Origin of the sequence: Kitasatospora sp. SUK 42, from assembly GCF_015776785.2 — a bacterium.
Classification (GTDB): domain Bacteria; phylum Actinomycetota; class Actinomycetes; order Streptomycetales; family Streptomycetaceae; genus Kitasatospora.
Map to the genome: position 1 here is coordinate 1,780,849 of NZ_LFMD02000003.1, position 19,460 is coordinate 1,800,308.

Genomic DNA, 19,460 nt, shown 5'->3' on the forward strand with positions numbered 1-19,460 from the left:
TTCGTCATGCGTCCTCCTCGGCGACGGCGTCCTCGCGGGTGAGGGCGACCAGTTCGCGCAGTGCCCCGGCCGACAGGTCGGTGAGCCAGTGCTCCCCCTCGCCCACCACGGTCTCCGCCAACGAGCGCTTGGCGGCGAGGAGTTCGTCGATCCGCTCCTCGACGGTGCCGACGCAGACCAGTCGGCGGACCTGGACGTCGCGGCGCTGGCCGATCCGGAAGGCGCGGTCGGTGGCCTGCTCCTCGACCGCCGGGTTCCACCAACGGTCCAGGTGGATCACCTGGTTGGCGGCGGTCAGGTTGAGGCCGGTGCCGCCGGCCCGCAGCGAGAGCAGGAACACCCCTGGCCCGTCCGGGGACTGGAAGCGCCGGACCAGCTCCTCGCGGCGGGCACGCGGGACGCCGCCGTGCAGGTGGAGCACCTCCTCGCCGAGCCGGCGCTCCAGGTACGGGCGGAGCATCGTGCCGAACTCGGCGTACTGGGTGAAGACCAGCGTCCGGTCGCCCTCGGCCAGCGCCTCCTCCAGCAGCTCGGCCAGCCGGGCCACCTTGCCCGAGCGCTCGCCCAACGGCGAGCCGTCGTGCAGCAGTTGGGCCGGGTGGTTGCACACCTGCTTGAGCTTTCCGATCGCGGCCAGCACCGTGCCGCGCCGCTCCACACCCCGGACGCCTTCGACCCGCCGCAGCAGGTCGGCGACCACGGCCTGGTAGAGGCCGGCCTGCTCGGCGGTGAGGTTGCACCAGACGGTCATCTCCTGCTTGGCGGGCAGGTCGGCCGCCACCGCCGGGTCGGACTTGAGCCGGCGCAGCACGAACGGGGCGGTGCGGCGCCGGAGTTCGGCGGTGCGCTCGGGGTTGCGGTGCAGTTCGACCGGGATCGCGTAGCGCTCCTTGAAGCGCTCGGCCGGGCCGAGCAGGCCCGGGTTGGCGAAGTCGAGCACGGCGTGCAGCTCGGCGAGCCGGTTCTCCACCGGGGTGCCGGTCAGGGCGATCCGGTGCCGGGTGACGGGCAGCGCGCGGATCGCCCGGGACTGCGCGGTGCCGGCGTTCTTGATGTGCTGCGCCTCGTCGGCGACCACCCGGCGCCAGCGGATCGTCCGCAGCGCGGCGAGGTCGCGCTGGACCAGCCCGTAGGTGGTGATGACCAGGTCCACGCCGCGCACGGCTTCGGCGAGCCGCTCCGCGCCGAGGCGGCCGGAACCGTGGTGGACGTACCGCCGCAGGCCGGGGGCGAAGCGTTCGGCCTCGCGCTGCCAGTTGCCGACCAGGGACATCGGACAGACCAGCAGGGTGGGGCCGTCGGCACCATCGGCGCCGTCGGCCTGCTCAGCCTGCTCGGCCTGCTCGGCCCGCTCGGCGGCCAGCAGGGCGAGGGTCTGGACGGTCTTGCCGAGGCCCATGTCGTCGGCCAGGACGGCGCCGAGGCCGAGCCCGGACATCGTCCGCAGCCAGGCCAGTCCACGCTCCTGGTACGGGCGCAGCTCGGCGCGGAAGTCGGGCGGCAGGGCCGGCGCGGGGGCGGCTTCGGCCCGCCCGGCGAGCAGTTCGCCCAGCGGGCCGTCGGCACGGACGGAGGTGACCGGCAGTCCGGCGACCGTCGCCTCGGGGTCGAGGGCGAGCCGCAGCAGGTCGGCGGCGGCCAGCACGCCGTCGCGGCGGTCGGTGAGGAAGGCGAGCGCGGCGGCGATCTGCTCCGGGTCGGCCTCCAGCCAGGTGCCCCGGACCCGCACCAACCCCTGCTTGGCTGCGGCGAGTTCGGCCAGTTCCTGCTCGGTGAGCGGGGTGCCGTCCGGGCCGAGCGCGGCCTGCCAGCGGAAGGCGATCACGGTGTCCCGGTCGACCTGGCTGCCGACCGCGAGCGAGCCGGGCGCGGGCGGGGTGGTGGCCCTCAGAGCGAGGCCGAGGCGGGGGCGGCGGCGCCACCAGGCGGGCAGCAGCACACCGAAGCCGCTCTCGGCGAGGGCGGGCGCGGCGGTACGCAGGAAGTCCAGCGCACCGGCCCGGTCGAGCGGCAGGGCGGACGGGCGGGAGCGGTGGCGCAGCCCGTCCAGGGCGGGCCAGCGGTGGGCGGCGCGGGCGAGTTCGGCGACCAGCGCGCCGACCGGGTCGGCGGCCTTGCGGGCGAGGGTGGCGTACCCGGCGCCGCCCTCGTGCAGGTCGGCGGCGCGGACCAGCAGGGAGGGCTCGTCGACGGCCTGGAGCAGGAACTCCAGCCGCCAGGCGTCGTCGGAGGGGCGGCCCTCGGGGTCGTCCTGGTCGGGGCCGAGCGGTTCGAGCAGGCGGAAGCAGAGGCGCAGCGCGGGCTCGGAGGGCTCGGCGGCGGCGTACCAGGCGGCGATCCGGTGGCGCAGTTCGGCGAACTCCTCGGGCGGGACGTCGCCGAGTTCGCCGGAGGGGGTGGCGAGGGCATGCAGCCAGCGGTCGGCGGCGGCCGTGCCGGAGGCCGGGGAGGGCGCCGGGAGGGGCGGGTCGGCCAGTGCGGCGCGGGCCTCGGCGTCCACCAGGGTGCCGAGGGCGGCGTCCAGCAGGGCCTCGCCGGTACCGGCGCCGGTGGGCCACTCCCCCAGCAGGACGGGCGGGCAGCCCGCCGCCAGTTCGGCGGCCTCGCGGCGGCCGGCCGGGGTGAGGTCGGGCCGCCAGCGGGCCTGCGGGCGGCCGTCGGCGAGGACGGGCAGCGGCAGCAGCCGGCCCCGGCCGACCGCCCGCCAGGCGAGGTCGTGCACGCCGGTGAGCCAGCGCAGCGAGGGGCCGTACACCACCTCGACCCGGCCGGTGCCGGGCAGGTCGGTGTCGGTGACGGCCCAGTGCGGGTCGTGGACCTCGCCGAGCAGTTGGGCGGCGGCCCCGGCGTCGAAGAGCAGCGCGGGGACCCGCCAGGGGGTGAGTACGGCGCCGCCGCGCGGCGGGGTGACCGGCAGGTCGGGCGAGGGGGCGGGCAGGGCGCCGACGGTGGGAAGCCGCAGGGTGGCCCAGCGCTCGGGGGCCTGCCCGGCGAGCCAGCCGAGGCCGGGGCCGATGCCGCCGAGGACGGCGGCCAGTTCGGCGGCGGGGCAGGCGTAGGGGTGGGCGCGCGGGGCGGGCCGGTCGGGGTGGGGCTCGGTGGCGCCGGGGTGGGCGCGGGCGTCCTCGGCCCAGAGCGCCAGCCGTCCGTCCGCCCGCCAGAGTGCGTGCAGGACGAACATGGGGGCCTCTCGGGGGCGGGTGGAACCGTCCTTCGCAGCCTAGCCGGGCGGTCCGACAGGGCCGGTCCGCTGAGCCGTTCGGGGGGTGCTCGACACTCGTGGTTGAAAATTGAACGAAGTCGTCCTATGGTGGAGCCAACAAGTTGAAGCCTAAACAAACGGCTTCGAACCCGAGGAGAAGCCATGGGCCTGTTCAACCGCACCAAGAACGCCGTCACCACCCCCGCCGCCGTCCAGACCCCGGCCGGCCCGGACCTGTCGCACCTGACCGGCGACTGGAACATCGACAACACCCACAGCGAGATCGGCTTCTCGGTGCGCCACGCCATGGTGACCAACGTGAAGGGCCGCTTCGCCGAGTACGAGGGCAAGCTGCACCTGGACGGCGCCACGCCGACCAACTCCTCGGCCGACCTGGTGATCAAGGTCGGCAGCATCGACACCAACCAGGCCCAGCGCGACGAGCACCTGCGCACCAGCGACTTCTTCGCCGTCGAGACCCACCCGGAGATCCACTTCCGCAGCACCTCCGCCCAGGCGCTCGGCGACCACGCCTACCGGATGCACGGCGACCTCACCATCAAGGGCACCACCCGCCCGGTCATCCTGGACCTGGAGTACACCGGCAGCGCCACCGACGCCTACGGCGCGGAGCGGGTCGGCTTCGAGGGCAAGGCCGTCGTGGACCGCACCGACTTCGGCCTGACCTACAACGCGGCGCTGGAGACCGGCGGCGTGCTGATCGGCGAGAAGGTCAAGCTCAGCTTCGACATCTCCGCCGTCAAGGCGGCCTGACCCGGCCGTCCACGGCCCCGGCGGCCCGTGCCGCCGGACCCCCGACCCACCGCCCCTGCCGATCCCCCCGAGGCAGGGGCGGTGTGTTCCACTCCTCCGCTCCGGCGGTTCGAGCCGTGAGCCCTACGGCCCGACGAGCAGTTCGGCGTCCGCCGACGGCAGCCAGCTGCCCGGCGGGCGGCGCAGCCAGCCCTCGGCCGCGCCGAGCCCGCCCGCCGCACCGGCCAGCGCCCGCAGGCCCGGGTGGCGCTCGCCGGGCCGGTGCACCAGGCTGACCAGGCTCAGCGGCACCGGCTCCACCAGCGGCACGTTCACCGCCCCCGGGATCCTCGGCCCGCCGACCGTGGTCAGCATCGGATCGCCGTGCCGGGCGAGGTAGCGGGCGGTCTCGTCCACGCCGACCGGCGGCACGTACGGCGCGGCGGCGGTCAGGCCGTGCTCGCGCAGCAGCCCGGCACCGAGGTCCGTCCACTCGGTGGTGGCCGGGTTGCCCGCGCAGATGTCGACGGGGTGCCCGGCCAGTTCGGCGAGCCTCAGCACCGGGCGGCCGGCCAGCGGATGGGTGTCCGCCATCATCACCGAGATCCGCTCCAACCGCACCGGCAGCTGGGCGAGTCGGCCGCGCACCGGGGCGGGCAGTCCGGCGAAGCGGCCGAAGGAGGCGTCCAGCCGGTGGGCCAGCAGCTCGGCGGCGGCCGCGGCCAGGCCGCCGTGGAAGCGGGCCAGCAGCTCGCCCTCCGGCCAGGCGGCGCGGGCCCGTTCGAGCACCCGGTCGGCGGTGAGGTCCGGGCCGGTGACGTCGCTGTTCAGGTCGAGCAGCAGCGGCCGGGCGGCGGCCCCGGCGCCCGCTCCGGCCTCGGCGAGGATCTCGTCCTGCAGGGCGAGGAGCCGGCGCGCCCCGGGCAGCAGCCGCCGCCCGGCCGGGGTGAGCTCGACGCTGCGGGTGGTGCGGGTGAACAGCGCCGCGCCGAGCAAGCCCTCCAGGGCCCGGACGTCCCGGCTCAGCGCCTGCTGGGCGACGTGCAACCGCTCGGCGGCCCGGCCGAAGTGCAGCGTCTCGGCGGTCGCGACGAAGCCGCGGAGCAGGCGGGGGTGCAGGTCACGGGGCATCCGCGGAGACTAGCAACGCGGGGACCGGCGGCGCGGAGATCGGTAGCGCGGGGGCCGGTAGCGCGGGGACTGCCACCGCGGACGCCGCCGCCGCGGAGACCGGCCGTGTGGGACCGCGAGCGGATTGACAACAGTCTGTTGTGAATGCGGCGGAACCGGTGTTGGACGCGGGGCCACCGACGCCGGGAGGCTGGGCACACTCCCCCTTTTCTCCTGACCAGGAGCCCGATTGCCCTCGCGCGCCCTCTTCGCCTCCTACCGGCGGCTGTTCACGACCCCCGGTGCCGCCGCCTTCACCCTGACCGGGCTGCTCGGCCGGCTCGCGCTGTCGATGAACGGCGTCTCGCTGGTGGTGCTGCTCGCCGAGCGGCGCGGCTCCTACGCGCTGGCAGGGACGGTCTCGGCGGCAGGGCTGGTCACCGGCGCGATCGGGATGCCGCTGCTCGGACGGCTGGTGGACCGCCACGGTCAGGCGCGGGTGGCCGTACCTGCCGCGCTGTACAACGCCGTCCCGCTCACCCTCCTGCTGCTCTGCGTCCGGCTCGGCGCGCCCGACTGGACGCTGTACGCCTGCTGGGCGGCCGGCGCGGCCGCGCCCAACCTCGGCGGCATGGCCCGCTCCCGCTGGGCGCACCTGTACCGGGACGACCCGGCCGCACGGCACCTGGCCAACTCCTTCGAGCAGGCGCTGGACGAACTCTGCTTCATGGCCGGGCCGGTGCTCGCGATGCTGCTCTGCACCACGCTCGCCCCGGAGGCCGGGCTGCTCACCGCGGGCGCCCTCGGCACCGCCGGCGCGCTGCTGTTCGCCGCCCAGCGGCGCACCGAACCGCCGCTGCCGGTACGCGCGGAGGGCGAGCGCGCGGAGGGCGAGCGCGCGCACGGCTCGCCGCTGCGGGTGCCCGGGCTGCGGGTGTTGGTGCTGACCTTCCTGGCGACCGGGGTGGTCTTCGGCGCGACCGAGATCACCACCGTGGCCTACGCCGACGCGCTCGGCCACAAGCCGGCGGCCGGGCTGCTGCTGGGCCTGGTCGCGGCCGGATCCTGCGTGGCGGGGCTGCTGTTCGGACTGCTGACGCCGCGCCGGGCGCCGGGGACGCGCTTCCTGCTCGGGGCGGCGGCGATGGCCGGGGTGCTGCTGCTGCCGCTCGCCGCCGGCCTGGGAGGGGTCGGGCTCGTGCCGCTCGGGGCGGTGCTGTTCGCGGCCGGCACGGCCACCGCGCCGACCATGGTCACCGGGATGACGCTGGTCCAGGAGCTGCTGCCGCAGCGGCAGTTCAACGAGGGGATGGCGGTCGCGGTGTCCGGCATCGTGGTCGGCATCTCGGCCGGTGCGGCACTCGCCGGGACGGTCGCCGAGCACGCCGCCCCCGGCACCGGCTACGTCCTGCCCGCCGGAGCCGCCGCGCTGGCCCTCCTGGTCGCCCTGGCCGGGCGGCGGCACCTGCTCGCGGCGGGTGCGCCGGAAAATCCCGCGCGAGTTGTCAGTCCCTCCCTCTAACGTCGTGGCATGGCGGAAATCACCTACGTCCGAGGCGATGCCACCGCGCCCCGCGGCAAGGGCGTGAAGGTGATCGCGCACGTCTGCAACGACCTCGGCGGCTGGGGCAAGGGCTTCGTGCTCGCGCTCTCCAGACGCTGGCCCGAACCCGAGGCGGCGTACCGACGCTGGCACCGGGAGCGGGCGAAGAACGACTTCGGCCTCGGCGCCCTGCAGTTGGTGCAGGTCGAGCCGTACGTCTGGGTGGCCAACCTGGTCGGCCAGCGCGGCATCCGGACCGGGCGCTCCACCGGAGTGCCGGTGCGGTACGAGGCCATCGACACCGCGCTGGCCGCCCTGGGCGGGCGCGCGCTCGAACTCGACGCCTCCGTCCACATGCCGCGGATCGGCTGCGGCCTGGCGGGCGGGCGCTGGGAGAAGGTCGAGCCGCTGGTCACGGACCGGCTGGCGGCGGTCGGAGTGCCGGTGACCGTCTACGACCACGACTGATCCGCCCGACCGACCCGCACGACCGACCGACACGACGACCAGTGCGACCGGCCCCGGGGCCAGCCGGCCAGCCGACCGACCGACACGACCGACCCATCGACACGACTAGGACCGGGCGGGCTCCCGCTCGACCGGCCAGGCGTACACGTACTCGGGCAGCAGGTAGCCGCCCGGGAAGACACCCTCCTGCTCCCTGATCCGTACGCCGCCCTCGCGTTCGTAGAAGGCGATCGCCCGGGTGTTGTCGCGCAGCACCTCCAGGTACAGCTCGGCCCCGGGGTGCCGCTCGGCGACCTGGGCCCGGGCCGCGGCCAGCAGCTCGCGGCCGATTCCGCCACCGGTCCGACCGGGGCGGACGTGCAGGTTGTCCACCAGTACCCGGCCGTCCGGCTGGGGCACGAGATAGATGAATCCGGCCGCCTCACCGGCCCGTTCGGCGATCAGCAGCACGGGCGTGTTCTCCGGCGCCCCGTAGTCGGCCGCCAGCCGCAGCTCCCAGAGCTCGCGCCGCTGGTCGGCCAGCCCGTCCCCGAGCGCCTGCTCGGGGACGATCCCCCGGTAGGTGGTGCGCCAGCTGTCGGCGTGCAGCTCGGCGACGCTCGCGGCATCGCGCGCTCCGCCGTGCCGGATGGTGGTCTGCCCTGAACCGATCATGCGACGAGCCTCCCACAGAGATGGAGTTGAACATGTTCAACCGAACCGCCTACAGTACTCCCGTGATTTTGAACGCGTTCGAAATGACGGGGGTGGTGAACGCGGCACCGGATGCGGAGGGGGCATTCGGTGCCGCGAACACCGACGACAAGGACACCGGGTGGAACCTCGTCTCCGACTAGGCTCATGCCTGTGGACGACCTGGCAGCGACGAATCGAACGGACGGCGCGCCGGGTGCGGCCGGAACCCCGGCCGCACCCGGCGCGGACCCCGGGCCCCTGCCCGGCGCCCGGGCCCAGCCCAAGACCGACAAGAGCGAGGCGACCCGGGCGCTGATCCTGGAGACGGCCATGCGGCTGTTCCAGGAGCGTGGCTACGAGAAGACCACGATGCGCGCGATCGCCACCGAGGCCGGCGTCTCGGTCGGCAACGCCTACTACTACTTCTCCGCGAAGGAATTCCTGATCCAGGGGTTCTACGACCGGATGACCTACGACCACGCGGCGGACGCCAGGCGCCGCATGGCCCACACCCGGGACTTCTCCGAGCGGCTCCAGATCGCGCTGGACTCCTGGCTGGACACGGCCGCGCCGTACCACGAGTTCTCCGCGCAGTTCTTCCGCACCGCCGCCGACCCGAGCAGCTCGCTGAGCCCGTTCTCCAACGAGTCCCACCCGGCGCGGGCGACGGCCGTCGAACTGTTCCGCGAGGTCCTGCAGGGCTCGGAGCTGGCGCCGAAGCTCGACGCCGAACTCGTCGAGCTGCTGCCCGACGTGCTGTGGCTGCACCTCATGATCGTGGTGCTCTACTGGGTCTTCGACCGGACCGAGGACACCGAGCGGACCAGGGAGTTCGTCCGGCGCTCCACGCCGCTGGTGGCCCGGCTGATCAACCTGTCGCGCTACCGGGTGTTCCGGCCGATCGTGCGCGACGCCAAGGGGCTGATCCAGGACTTCATCCTGCCCACCATCGGGAAGACCGCCGTCAAGTAGCCCCCGGCGGCGGATGATCCGTGGAACGTGATCCGTACAACGTGATCCGTGCGACGTCATGCGTGCAACGGCCGGAGGCCGGCCCGTCGGGTACGGGCCGGCCTCCGGTGCGTCCGGGCGGTTCGGAGCGCCGCTCAGAAGCCGGTCGGTGTCCAGGCCTTGAGCGGGGTGCGCAGCAGCAGGTCGGCGGCGGCCGCCGCGCCCGGCCTCAGCTCGGTGACCAGTCCGGCGGCGGCCAGCCTCGGGGCGGTCTCGGCGCCCAGGTAGAGCGAGCCGAGCTCGGAGGCGCCGAGCGCGAGGTCGGCGTCGTCCGTGGTCCGGGTGCAGCGGCCGGTGCCGTCATCGGACACCTCCAGCGCCCAACGGCCGGAGGCGTAGCCGGACTTGTCGTCGACCTCCAGCACCACCCGGCCGGGGGCGCCGTACGTCCGGGCGTCGAACGCGGCCGCCACGTCCAGCACCCGCAGCCACATGACGTCGCCGTCGTCCTCGTGCGGGACCGCCGCGCGCGGCTCCTGGAGCAGCAGTGGCAGCGGGTCGTCCGGGGAGAGGCTCCCCACCTCGACCTTGCGCACCCAGTCCACGGACAGGACCAGGCGCCACAGCTCGACGGCGGTGGGCAGGTCGAGCGCGATGAACTCGGTGACGGTGAGCCTGCTGTCGGGGTAGGCGCCGTCCCACTTGTTCTCGATCCGGTAGACCACCAGGCCGGTGACCGTGCCGTCGGCGTTCCGGTGGACGGCGGTGAACGGCTCCTTGAAGTCGTCGCCCGGCACCGCGATCTCGTTGGTGTTCCGCTGCCACCAGAGCGCGTCGCGGTCGATCGCGCCCGGCTGGGTGCGCCGCCAGCGGTCGTACAGCTCGGCGCCGAGCTCGCGCTGCTCCGTGGGGGTCACGAAGTCCGTCCGGCCGCCGGGGTCGCCGGGCAGGCCGTCGCGCAGGCCGCGGGTGCGGGTCAGGTCGATGCGCCAGCCGCTGCCCCGGGTGGCCGGGCCGAAGCCGAACCGGCCGTAGATGTTGTACTCGGCGGCGCACAGGACGGCCACCGGGCAGCCGCGCCGGGCGGCGGCTTCGAGGTCCCGCCTCATCATCGTGCTGAGCAGGCCCCGACGGCGGTGGGTGGCGGTGACCGTGACGTTGGTGATCGCGTCGGCCCGGACGACCGCTCCGCCCGGGACGGTCAGTTCGGCGTCGAAGCTGCGGAAGGTGGCGACCTGGCGGTCGCCGTCGAAGCCCGCCACCAGCCGGCTCGTCCCCCACTGCCGGCGGCGGATCTCCGTGGCGTCGCCCGCGTGGGGGCGCAGGAACCCGAAGGCGACCGCGCGGTCCCACGCCCCCGCCTCGTCCTCGGTGATCGCACGCACCTGGAGCCCGTTCACGGTGTCAATGGCCGCATCCTCGTTGCTGTTGCCCATGGGGCCACCGTACGGCGGCATTTCGGCGGCGGCATCCGATTTATTCCGTGCCCGATTGACCCGCGCCCGGGCCGGTGCGTGCCGGCGATCAGGTGTGCTCCCCCGGCGTCACGACGAAGTGGTTGACGCGCAGCATCCGCTTGCCGAAGTCGACCTCCCTCTCGTCGAGCAGCCGGAAGCCGAGCGCGCGGCAGATCCCGTTGGACGGCCCGTTGGTGACCCCCGGGTTGGCGTGCACCTCGCCCCAGCGGCCGTCCTTCGCGGCGGCGTCCAGCACCTGGCGCACCGCGGCCTTGGCGAGGCCGCGGCCCTGGTACCAGGGCAGCACCATCCAGCCCATCTCGGTGACGGTGGCGCCGTCCTCCTCGTACTGCCAGAGGTTGACCGTGCCGACCGCCTCGCCGTTGGCGTCGCCGTCGCCGTCGTCCAGGACGATCATCTTGATCCAGGCCTCGTCCGCCGCCACCAGGCCGACGTCCTTGGCCAGCCGGCCCTCCACCTCCTCCCTGGGCAGCGGGCCGCCCAGCTCGGCCATCATCGCCGGATCGCACCGCATCCGGACGTACGCCTCGACATCGCCCGCTTCGACGTTCCGCAGCCGCACCGTGCCTCCTCAGGATCGATCGGAGCGGCAACGCTAGCGCGGGGCAATGACATTGGCGTGTTGGAGGACGCGCGAGACCCGGCAGGAGCCGGGCGCTCCGATCGGACGGTGGCGACACCGCCGCCCGGCTCCACCGGCCGGGCCGCCACCGGGGGTTGACTGGTCGCCGAACCGTTGCGCACGCGGCGAGGAGGCGATCGGCCGTGAAGAAGTACGTGATCACCCCGGAGGCGGCCCTGCGGCTGGTCCGGGACGGGGTGGCCCCGGAGGGCCACCAACTGCTGGCCCCGACCCTGCTGCGCTCGCAGCTGCTCTCGCTGCTCTACGGCGAGGTCCGTCGCGGCGGGCTGACCAGGAAGGACGCCGACCACGCCCTCGACCGGGTGCGCGCCCTGCGGATCCGCCTGCTCGGCGACCGCGTCCTGCAGTCCGCCGCCTGGGGCATCGCCGAGCGGCTCGGGCTCCCCGACACCCTCGGCGCCGAGTACCTGGCGCTGACCCGGCTCCAGGCGGACGCCCTGGTCACCCTCGATCCCGAACTGGCGAGGGCCGCCGAGGGGCTGGTGCCCCTCGCCCCGTTCGAGGAGCTGACGCGGTAGGGCTCGGGGGCCGCGCGGGCTCGGACCCCGTCCCGCGCCCGGCGCCCGGCCACGAGGCCAAGGGGCTGATCGCCCGGCAGCCGCACCCCTGGCACGGCAAGGTGGCGGAGGTGCGGCTCACCGACGAGGGCCGCGACCTGCTCGGGAGACCCGACACGAGGGCTGTCGCCGAACGGCGGATCGCCGACGGGTTCGGCGCCGAGGAGCGCGCGCCGCTGATCGACCTGCCGGCCCGCGCGTCGAGCCGGCTGACCGCCGAGCCGCCTCCCGAGGCCTGGAGCCCGTCTACGGCCGGGCGTAGAAGTCGGGGGTGCCCATGATCCAGAGGCTGGCCTGCTTGATCGGCATGCCGGCGCGGGGGGCCTCGACCATCTGGTCGCCGCCGATGTAGAGGCCGACGTGGTAGATGTCGGCGGCGCGGCCGGTGTTGGTCCAGAAGACCAGGTCACCGGGGCGCAGCTGGCGGTAGGTGACCGGGGTGCTCTCGGCGTACTGGTCGGCGGCGAAGTGGTTGAGCTGCCGGCCGCCCTCGCGCCAGGCCATCATGGTCAGCCCGGAGCAGTCGTAGCCCTCCGGGCCCTCGCCGCCCCAGATGTAGGGCAGGCCGATCCTGGACTTGGCGAAGGCGACGGCGGCGGCCGCGCCCTCGGCGGACCAGGGGCGGGCGGCGGGCGGGGCCGCCTGGGCGGTGTTGGCGGCCTCGGCGGCGGCGTCGGCCTCGCGGGCGGCCTGCTCGGCGGCGGCCCGGGCGGCGGCCTCGGCCTCGCGGGCGGCGATCTCCTCCAGGGCGTCGCGCCGACGGCGCTCCAGCTCGACGGTGGTGTGGCGGGCGGCGGCCAGGTCGGTGAGCAGCTGCTCCCGGCGCCGCGCGGAGGCGGCGACCTCGCCCTGCTGGGCGGCGAGCCGCTGCTCGGCCCGGGTCTTGGCGGCACCGACCTCGCTCGCGGCCTTCTCGGCGGCCCCGGCGGCGGCGCGGGCGGCGTCGGAGGCGGCCTTGGCGGCGGCGGCCGTGGAGGTGGCGGCGTCCAGGATCTGCCGGGTGCGCGCGCTGACCACGCCGACCACGGCGGCGCGGTCGCCCGCCTCGCGCGCGCCGTGCGCCCCGAGCAGGGCGTTGAGGGCGGACAGTTCGGCGCCCGCGCCCTGGCGGTACGTCTCGGCGGCGAGCCGGGCGGCGTCCTCGGCGGCCTCGGAGCGCGCCGTCTCGGCGGCGGACGCGCGCTGGGCGGCGGCGGCCTCCTCGGCGCGGGCCCGGGTGAGGGCGAGCTGGGCGCCGTTGTAGGCCTCGACGGCCTGTTCCGCCTCGCGTCCGACCCGGTCGAGTTCGGCCCGGGCGGCGGTGAGTGCGGCCTCCAGGGCGGCGACCGAGGCGGCCTTGCCGTCGGCCTCGGCGCGGGCCCGGTCGATCTCCTCGGTGGTCGGGTACGGGTCCGCCCCGCCGGCTCCTCCCCCGGGCCTGCCGGCGGCCGGGCCGGTCGCCGGTTCCGGGTCCGCCGGGGCGGCCTGGGCGGCGGGGAGCAGCCCGAGCAGGGCGGTGAGGGACAACAGGAGGGTCGGCAGGAGCCTGCGCACCACGAGACATCCCTTCTCACGGGTCCGAGGGGACGGCGGCGGATGCCGAGCGGCGCGCGGGCGGGCGGCGGCCGGGTGGCAGAAGTCCGACGAATCATCCCATCACGTGACAGAACGGTCACTCGCCGCTCATGTTCTCAACTCCGGCGCTTTTCACACCTCGAATTCGGTCCGCCGACAGGGTGACTATCTGATGATCCGACCACGCATCAGTTCCGGCCGACCGCCTCGGGTGTACGAACTACCGGTGGATCCGGCGGGTCCGCGTCCGCAGACGGGGGTTCCGTTCGGGACGGCGCTCCTGCCCGCTCGGGCCGACCGCGTAGGACCGATTGCGCCCGGCCCGGACCGCACGGCGGCGCTGCTGCGCCCCACTGGTGCGGACCGGGACGGCGCCGGAGGCCCCGTACGCCGCTCCCTCGGCCGGCTTCGGGCGCGCCCCCTGCGGGTTCGACCCGGTGCCGGCCGCGGCGGCCGAACGGCGGTCGGCCAGCCGCGCCCGGCGGCGGGCCAGCGCCCGGGCGGCGTGCGCGTCGAGGTGGGCGGTGGCCCGGGCGGCCATCTGCTCGGCCACCCGGTGGGCCGCGGGGTGGTTGGCGGGCACCTTGTCGGGTGCCCCGGCGATCAGGTCGAAGAGCCAGGTGCGGGCGCGGTCCGCGCGCCGGTGCAGCAGGCGTTCACGCCGGAGCGCGCGCGCCCGGCGGCGGGGTCGCGTGGTGTAGAGCCAGCGGGCCCAGGGGCTGCTCGGACGGGCCAGCCGGATCGCGCCGATCCAGGAGAGGCCGGGGACCATGATCCCGAGCAGACCGGTCCACACCTTGCCCTTGAGCAGGGTGATCACCGAGGCCAGCGCGTTCACCGAGATCACCGTGATCAGGCCCCACCGGGTGTCCTCGCCGGGCAGCCCGCCGAACGGCACGTACCCGATCAGCAGCAGGGAGGTGAACAGGATCCCGAAGATCACCGCGTCCACCGACTTGCGGCCCTGCTCGCTCCAGTAGACGTCGTCCAGGTGCAGGATCAGCGCGAACTCGTCCAGCACCAGGCCGCAGCCGATGCCGAAGACCAGCCCGAACCAGCTGATCCACGGGGTCCCGCCGTAGGTGGCGAACACCCCGATGCCGCCGACCAGCAGGAAGCCCAGGCCGAACACCATGTGGTGGATGTGCAGGCCGCCCGGGGTGACGTTGCCGGGCCACCAGCGCACCTGGGCCCGGATCATCCGCACACTGACCCGGATGAAGACGAAGGAGGTGATGAAGCCGACCAGCAGCAGGAACAGCGGTTGCTTGTGCGCGTTGACGATGTGCTCGCGGTAGCTGTCCAGCAGTGTCGTCATGGGTCTTACCTTCGTTCCTGGTCCTGCGTGCTGCCTGCCGTGACATGGCCCGGGGCCCAATACCGGCCCAACACGGAGCCCGGTACGGGGCCCGGCGCGGGCCCCGACGCGCGGTCAGAACCCGCGGGTGCGCTTGGCCGCCCGGCGCGGCATCGCCGGGTAGAGGGAGGGGAGCTCGGCGCCGACCGGCAGCTTCAGGAACAGCCGGGCGATCTCGCCACCGAGGTTCACCCCGACCGCCAGCGCCATCGCGATCGCCGCCGCCCGGAACACCGACACCAGGCCGGCGCTGGAGTGCCCCTGGGCGAAGGCGAGCATCCCGAGGTAGAGCGCCGAACCGGGCATCAGCGGGCCGATGGCGGCGGTCACGTACGGCAGCGCCGAGCCGTTGCGGAAGCGCGCCATCAGCTGGCCGAAGAGGCCGACCAGGCCGGCCGCCACCCCGGTCGCCGCTATCGGGTTGACGCCCGCGTTGTACACCAGCGCGCCGTAGCTGGCCCAGCCGATGCCGCTGTTGACCGTGACCAGCGCGAGGGTGCGGCGGTCGGTCTGCAACAGCGTCGCGAAGGCCAGGGTCAGCACCATCGCGGCGACCATCTGGACCGGCGGGTAGCTGATGCCCGCCAGGCTCTCGTCCGGTTTGAGCTTCGCCTCGAAGCCGACGCCCAGGTAGAGGATCACCATGACGCCGATCACGATGCCCGCGATCAGGTAGACCACTTCCAGCAGCCGGGCCGCGGCGGTGATGTAGAAGCCGGTCAGGCCGTCCTGGACGGCGGCGACCAGGGCGCGCCCGGGCAGCAGCGCGAACAGACCACCGGTGATCACCACCGAGCCGCGCAGGCCCCAGTCGTTGAGGGACAGGATGATCCCGGAGGCGGCGGCCGGCATCGAGGCGGCCACGAACTGGTAGAACTCCGGCAGCGCGCGCCGCGCCAGCGCGGAGGCCAGCCGGTCGCCGAGCACGGCCGCGATGAAGGCGCTCGCGAAGACCAGCCAGGCCTTGTCGTCCAGGCGCCCGCCGACCAGGAAGGTCGCCGCGCCGGCCAGCAGACCGGTGGTCAGGGCGAGCAGCCAGGCCGGGTACGGGTGCCGGTTGCGGCGGATCAGGGCGAGCCGGCGGTAGGCGTCGTTGACCGTCACCTTCTCCGCGGTGATGTCCGCGACCAGCTCGTACACCGAGTTCAACCGGGTGTAGTCGGAGGTGCGGCGGCGCACCACGCGGTCGGCGGTGACCGGCGGCTCGACCAGCGAGGGCTGGTAGGAGATGCCGATCAGGGTGAAGGTCACCTGCGGCTCGCAGCGGTCCAGCCGGTAGGCGTGCGCGATGCCGAGCATCGCCGCCTCCACGTCCTCGGCGGCCTCGCCGCTGGCGAGCAGCAGCTCGCCGATGCGCAGCGTCAGGTCGAGGATGCGGGGGACGTTGCGGGCGGCGCCGGCGGAGGGGTGCATCTCGCGGGCGGTCCGCTCGAAGGCGGGGCGCTCGGACATGGGAGTGCGCAGCAGGGTGCGCATCCGGTCCGGCCAGGGCGCCTCGCCGGGGGCGCCGGCGGTCAGCTCGGGGACCGGGATGCCGGTGGGCGGGGTGTAGCCGGCCGCGCGCCACTCCTCGGGGGTGAGGGTGTCCTCGGCGACCGAGCGGCGGCGGGCCGGGCGGGCCTCCTCGGGGAGCGCGTCCCGGGGCCTCAGGTCGATCGTCAGCTCGGGGTGCGGCTCGGGCTCGGGGGCCAGGAGGCCCTTGGTCTCCGGGACGGGCGGGACGAGCGGGACGACGGTGACGGGCTCGACGGGCGGGGCGGGATGGCCGAGCAGGCCCTCGGTGGGCGGCGCCTCGGCGGGGTGCACCGGCTTCGGCGACGGCGGTGTCTGGCGCACCCGACGGACCGCCCGGCCTCCCCTCGCCCGCTTGCCCGCTCCCGGTCGGCCCCGCTTAGGCACTTCCACTGCTCCTTGCCGCCCCAGGTGGCCGCCTGCCACCGTTCGATCTAGGGTTACAACCTTGCCTGATCGAACGGCCGGACGCACATGTACGCGACGTCCGGTGGCCGTGCCCCCGGGTGCCTACCCGGCGCGGTGGCGGGTGGCGCGCGCCGCGCCGGAGCGGCGGGCCCGCAGCAGTTCGAACGCCACCGGGATCACCGAGACCAGCACGATGCCGACCAGGATGGCCTCGATGTTGTCCCGGACGAAGGGGATCTGGCCGAGGAAGTAGCCGAGCACCGTGACGCCGCCGCCCCACAGCACGCCGCCGAGCACGTTGAACACCACGAAGCTGCGGTAGTTCATCCTGCTCACCCCGGCGACGATCGGGGTGAAGGTCCGCACGATCGGCACGAAGCGGGCCAGCACGATCGCCTTCGGCCCGTGCCGGTCGAAGAAGGCGGCGGCCTTCTCGACGTTCTCCTGCTTGAAGACCCGGGAGTCGGGGCGGCGGAACAGGCTCGGGCCGACCTTCCTCCCGAACAGGTAGCCGACCTGGTCCCCGGCGATCGCGGCGAGCACGATCAGCGCGCAGACCAGCCAGAGCGGCTGGTGCAGGTAGGTGCCGCCGGCCACCAGCAGGCCGGTGGTGAAGAGCAGCGAGTCGCCGGGGAGGAAGAAGCCGATCAGGAGGCCGGACTCGGCGAAGACGACGGCCAGGATGCCGATCAGTCCGAAGGTGGAGATCAGGTTGGTCGGATCGAGCCAGGACGGGCCGAGGGCGAGGCTGGTCACGGGGCGGGCGCTCCTGGAGGTCGAGTCTTGGCAATGAAATGGTAAAGCATTCACAAAGACTCGACCCGGGCCGGAAAGGTTCCCGGCCCCGAGCACGGTGGCGACCCGCCCCGACCCGGCGCTCAGAGCTCGTAGCGCTCGCTGACCTCCTCGTGCCGGGCCACGTCCGCGCCCGCCGCCTTGGCCAGGGCGAGCCAGGCCATCGGGTGCGGCCAGTGCCCGGTGAGCCGGTGCAGCAGGGCGTGGGCCTCGGCGGCGGAGGCGGTCGGCGGCACCCCGACCGCGGCGTAGACGCCGGGCAGCGTGCCGCCCTCCTGCGCCGGGTCGGTGATCCGGTACTGCTCCCCGCTGTACGCCCAGAGCGCGAAGTCGGCCTCCCCGAGCCGCTCGCGCAGCTCGGCCCAGGCCTCGTCGCCGGGCCAGGCGCCGTCGATCCAGTGGGTGGTGTAGCCCGCCGGGTCGAGCAGGGTGAGCAGTCCGAACACCGGCTGCCAGCTCCGCCGCTCCTCCTCGGGGGCGTCCTCGGCGGGCGGCTGCTCCAGCAGGGCGGGTGCGAAGACCACCACGTCGCCGTGGTTGAGCGGCACGTCCTCGCGCAGCACCGGCAGGATCCGGGCGGTGGCCGGGCCGGTGCGCACGGCCGCCACGTCGACGGGCGAGCCGTCGGTGCGGGCCGTCCGGACGGCGACCAGCTGCCACTGCTCGTCCACCGGCCCCTCGGCCAGGTCGAACTCCATGCCCAGCCGGGCGCCGGTGGTACGGACCACGGCCCAGTCCCGGTTGGCGCTGGCCGCGGTGATCAGGTGCCAGAGATCGGACTCCTGGACCGCCCGGTGGCCCTCCTCCGGCGCGGTCTCCTCCGCGGGCCGGGCGTGCTCCAGCAGCTCCTGGTAGAGGCGCTGCGCGGTGGCGTGGTCGCCCAGCTCGGTGGCGGCGGAGGCGGCCAGACGGCGGGTGTTGATCAGCGCCGGGTCCAGGGCCAGCATCGCCCCGCACTGCTCCAGCACCTCGGCCCAGCGGCCCTCGGCGGCGGCCCAGCGGGCGCGTATCCAGTGCGCGTCGGCCGGGCTCGTGTCGGCCAGCCGGTCGGCGAGGCGGCGCACTCCCTCGGCGTCCCCGGCCTCGATCAGGGCCTGGCCGAGCGTGCCGGTCAGCACCTCGCTGCCCGGGTCGGCGTCCAGTCGCCCCCACAGCAGGTCGGCGGCGGCCCGGGCGTGGCCGAGCCCGCCGAGCACGGTGGCCAGCAGGACGGCCAGTTCGGTGGCGCCGGCCTGCTCACCCTGGTACCGGTCCAGGGCGACGGAGAGCAGGTCGGCGCCGGTCTCGTAGGGCACCTGAGCCTCGGCCAGGTGCGCGGCCAGCTCGCCGGGCGGCACCGGCAGCCCGGGCACCGGCAGCGCCTCGGCGGCCGCGCGCAGGGCCGCGACCTCCTCGGCGACGCCGTCGGTGCGGCGCAATTGGGTGAGCTTACGCTCTCCGGTCGCGGCGAGTGCCAGCGCGACGGTGCGGGCGCCCCGGGCCAGCGCGAGCCGACCCGCCGCCAGCAGCAGGTCCACGCACGGGCGGTGCGAACCGGCGGCGTCCAGGTAGCCGACCCAGCCGGCCAGCACGGCGCCCAGCTCGGCGTCGTTCGCCCAGGCGTCGGCCGCGACCAGCAGCTCGACCGTCTCCGTCCACATCCCGCGCAGATCGGCGTGCTGCTCGGCCTCGTCCCGCTCCGGCAGCAGGGCGAGCGCCTCGGCGACCCGCCCGAGCGAGGCGAGCGCGCGGGCCCGCAGCAGGGCGCCCCAGCGCTGGTCGCGCTCGTCGATCTCCTGGCCCTGCTGCTGGGCGGCCCGCTCGGCGGTGTCCATCAGGGCCAGCACCTCCTCGTGCCGGCCCAGCAGGTGCAGCGTTCCGGCCCGCGCCTGGTGGAAGCGGAGCGAGACCCGCTGGCCGGCCGCCTGCATCCGGGCGGCGGCGGTGTCCAGGTGGGCGAGCGCCTCGGCGGCCCGGCCGTCGTCCTCCAGGGCGTCGGAGTACTCGCGGGAGAGGCAGTCGTAGCAGGCGCGGCCGGGCTCGATCCGGTCCAGCGTCTCGCCGACCACCTCCAGCCGCTCGGCCACGTACCCGGGGCCGTCGACCCGGGCGTGGCAGATCGCGAAGTCCTGCACCACGCAGACGGACTGCGGGCAGTCGAGGGTCTCCTCCCGGTGGGCGAAGTCCAGCAGGTCGACCACCTCGGACATCACCGCCTCGCCCTGCTGGCGCTTGTTCAGCAGGTTCTGCATCCGCCAGTGCCGCAGGTAGACCTCGACCCAGGGCAGGCCGAGCGCCCGCGCGGAGGCGACCGCCTCCGGGTACATCGCGTCGAGCTGCGCGTTGCGCCCCTCGGTGGCGTGGTCGGGCAGCTCGTACATGGCGTCGGCCAGCCGCCAGTGGCCGGCCTCGGCCAGTTGCCGATGGGTGTCGCGCACCCAGGCCCAGATGTCCGTCGTCATGTCCTGTCCCCCT

At 74.8% G+C, this 19,460-nt stretch carries 16 protein-coding genes; 6 read left to right on the forward strand and 10 right to left on the reverse strand.

The window, feature by feature from the left end; all coding sequences use genetic code 11:
* Positions 1-4 precede the first annotated feature (4 nt).
* A complete protein-coding gene (locus RZ50_RS17750) occupies positions 5-3,181 on the reverse strand; it encodes a DEAD/DEAH box helicase (RefSeq protein ID WP_217680601.1) in 3,177 nt (1,058 codons plus the stop codon).
* 183 nt (positions 3,182-3,364) lie between these two features.
* Between RZ50_RS17750 and RZ50_RS17755 the strand changes: the two genes are divergently transcribed.
* The gene (locus RZ50_RS17755) at positions 3,365-3,976 is read left to right on the forward strand and encodes a YceI family protein (protein ID WP_196948823.1); all 612 of its coding nucleotides are present in this window, start codon (positions 3,365-3,367) and stop codon (positions 3,974-3,976) included.
* A 123-nt stretch (positions 3,977-4,099) separates the two neighbouring features.
* Here RZ50_RS17755 and RZ50_RS17760 read toward each other — a convergent pair whose 3' ends face one another.
* Positions 4,100-5,086, reverse strand: a complete 987-nt coding sequence (locus RZ50_RS17760; protein ID WP_196948824.1) for a LysR family transcriptional regulator — start codon at positions 5,084-5,086, stop codon at positions 4,100-4,102.
* Between the two features lie 229 nt (positions 5,087-5,315).
* On the opposite strand from RZ50_RS17760, the gene RZ50_RS17765 reads away from it, so the two are divergent.
* Together RZ50_RS17765 and RZ50_RS17770 are read left to right on the forward strand one after the other, a co-directional pair.
* Complete coding sequence (locus RZ50_RS17765) at positions 5,316-6,587, forward strand: MFS transporter (RefSeq protein ID WP_196948825.1); 1,272 nt, start codon at positions 5,316-5,318, stop codon at positions 6,585-6,587.
* A gap of 9 nt (positions 6,588-6,596) precedes the next feature.
* A complete protein-coding gene (locus RZ50_RS17770; protein ID WP_196948826.1) occupies positions 6,597-7,076 on the forward strand; it encodes a macro domain-containing protein in 480 nt (159 codons plus the stop codon).
* 105 nt (positions 7,077-7,181) lie between these two features.
* Here the strand turns inward: RZ50_RS17770 and RZ50_RS17775 are convergent, their stop codons facing one another.
* The gene (locus RZ50_RS17775) at positions 7,182-7,730 is read right to left on the reverse strand and encodes a GNAT family N-acetyltransferase (protein ID WP_196948827.1); all 549 of its coding nucleotides are present in this window, start codon (positions 7,728-7,730) and stop codon (positions 7,182-7,184) included.
* A gap of 32 nt (positions 7,731-7,762) precedes the next feature.
* Between RZ50_RS17775 and RZ50_RS17780 the strand changes: the two genes are divergently transcribed.
* Both RZ50_RS17780 and RZ50_RS17785 read left to right on the forward strand, forming a co-directional pair.
* Positions 7,763-7,912 carry a hypothetical protein gene (locus RZ50_RS17780; protein ID WP_196948828.1) on the forward strand — a complete coding sequence of 50 codons (150 nt, stop codon included), beginning with the start codon at positions 7,763-7,765 and terminating at the stop codon, positions 7,910-7,912.
* A 4-nt stretch (positions 7,913-7,916) separates the two neighbouring features.
* Positions 7,917-8,723, forward strand: a complete 807-nt coding sequence (locus RZ50_RS17785; protein WP_196948829.1) for a TetR family transcriptional regulator — start codon at positions 7,917-7,919, stop codon at positions 8,721-8,723.
* A 134-nt stretch (positions 8,724-8,857) separates the two neighbouring features.
* Here RZ50_RS17785 and RZ50_RS17790 read toward each other — a convergent pair whose 3' ends face one another.
* Positions 8,858-10,138: a GNAT family N-acetyltransferase gene (locus RZ50_RS17790; protein WP_196948830.1), complete on the reverse strand. Its 1,281-nt coding sequence runs from the start codon at positions 10,136-10,138 to the stop codon at positions 8,858-8,860.
* A gap of 88 nt (positions 10,139-10,226) precedes the next feature.
* Positions 10,227-10,742, reverse strand: coding sequence for a GNAT family N-acetyltransferase (locus RZ50_RS17795; RefSeq protein WP_196948831.1), 516 nt, complete (start codon positions 10,740-10,742; stop codon positions 10,227-10,229).
* A 203-nt stretch (positions 10,743-10,945) separates the two neighbouring features.
* Between RZ50_RS17795 and RZ50_RS17800 the strand changes: the two genes are divergently transcribed.
* A complete protein-coding gene (locus tag RZ50_RS17800) occupies positions 10,946-11,341 on the forward strand; it encodes a type II toxin-antitoxin system VapC family toxin (protein WP_196948832.1) in 396 nt (131 codons plus the stop codon).
* A gap of 285 nt (positions 11,342-11,626) precedes the next feature.
* On the opposite strand, the gene RZ50_RS29915 is transcribed toward RZ50_RS17800, so the two are convergent.
* The 5 genes from RZ50_RS29915 to RZ50_RS17825 form a co-directional block, all read right to left on the reverse strand.
* Positions 11,627-12,916 (reverse strand): C40 family peptidase, encoded by a 1,290-nt coding sequence (locus tag RZ50_RS29915; protein ID WP_196948833.1) that lies wholly within the window; start codon positions 12,914-12,916, stop codon positions 11,627-11,629.
* Positions 12,917-13,154: 238 nt separating this feature from the next.
* A complete protein-coding gene (locus RZ50_RS17810; protein ID WP_217680603.1) occupies positions 13,155-14,252 on the reverse strand; it encodes a hypothetical protein in 1,098 nt (365 codons plus the stop codon).
* Between the two features lie 114 nt (positions 14,253-14,366).
* Positions 14,367-16,127: a threonine/serine exporter family protein gene (locus RZ50_RS17815; RefSeq protein WP_308271714.1), complete on the reverse strand. Its 1,761-nt coding sequence runs from the start codon at positions 16,125-16,127 to the stop codon at positions 14,367-14,369.
* A gap of 186 nt (positions 16,128-16,313) precedes the next feature.
* The gene (locus RZ50_RS17820) at positions 16,314-16,967 is read right to left on the reverse strand and encodes a DedA family protein (RefSeq protein WP_196948124.1); all 654 of its coding nucleotides are present in this window, start codon (positions 16,965-16,967) and stop codon (positions 16,314-16,316) included.
* Positions 16,968-17,089: 122 nt separating this feature from the next.
* The gene (locus tag RZ50_RS17825; RefSeq protein ID WP_196948123.1) at positions 17,090-19,447 is read right to left on the reverse strand and encodes a hypothetical protein; all 2,358 of its coding nucleotides are present in this window, start codon (positions 19,445-19,447) and stop codon (positions 17,090-17,092) included.
* Positions 19,448-19,460 lie beyond the last annotated feature (13 nt).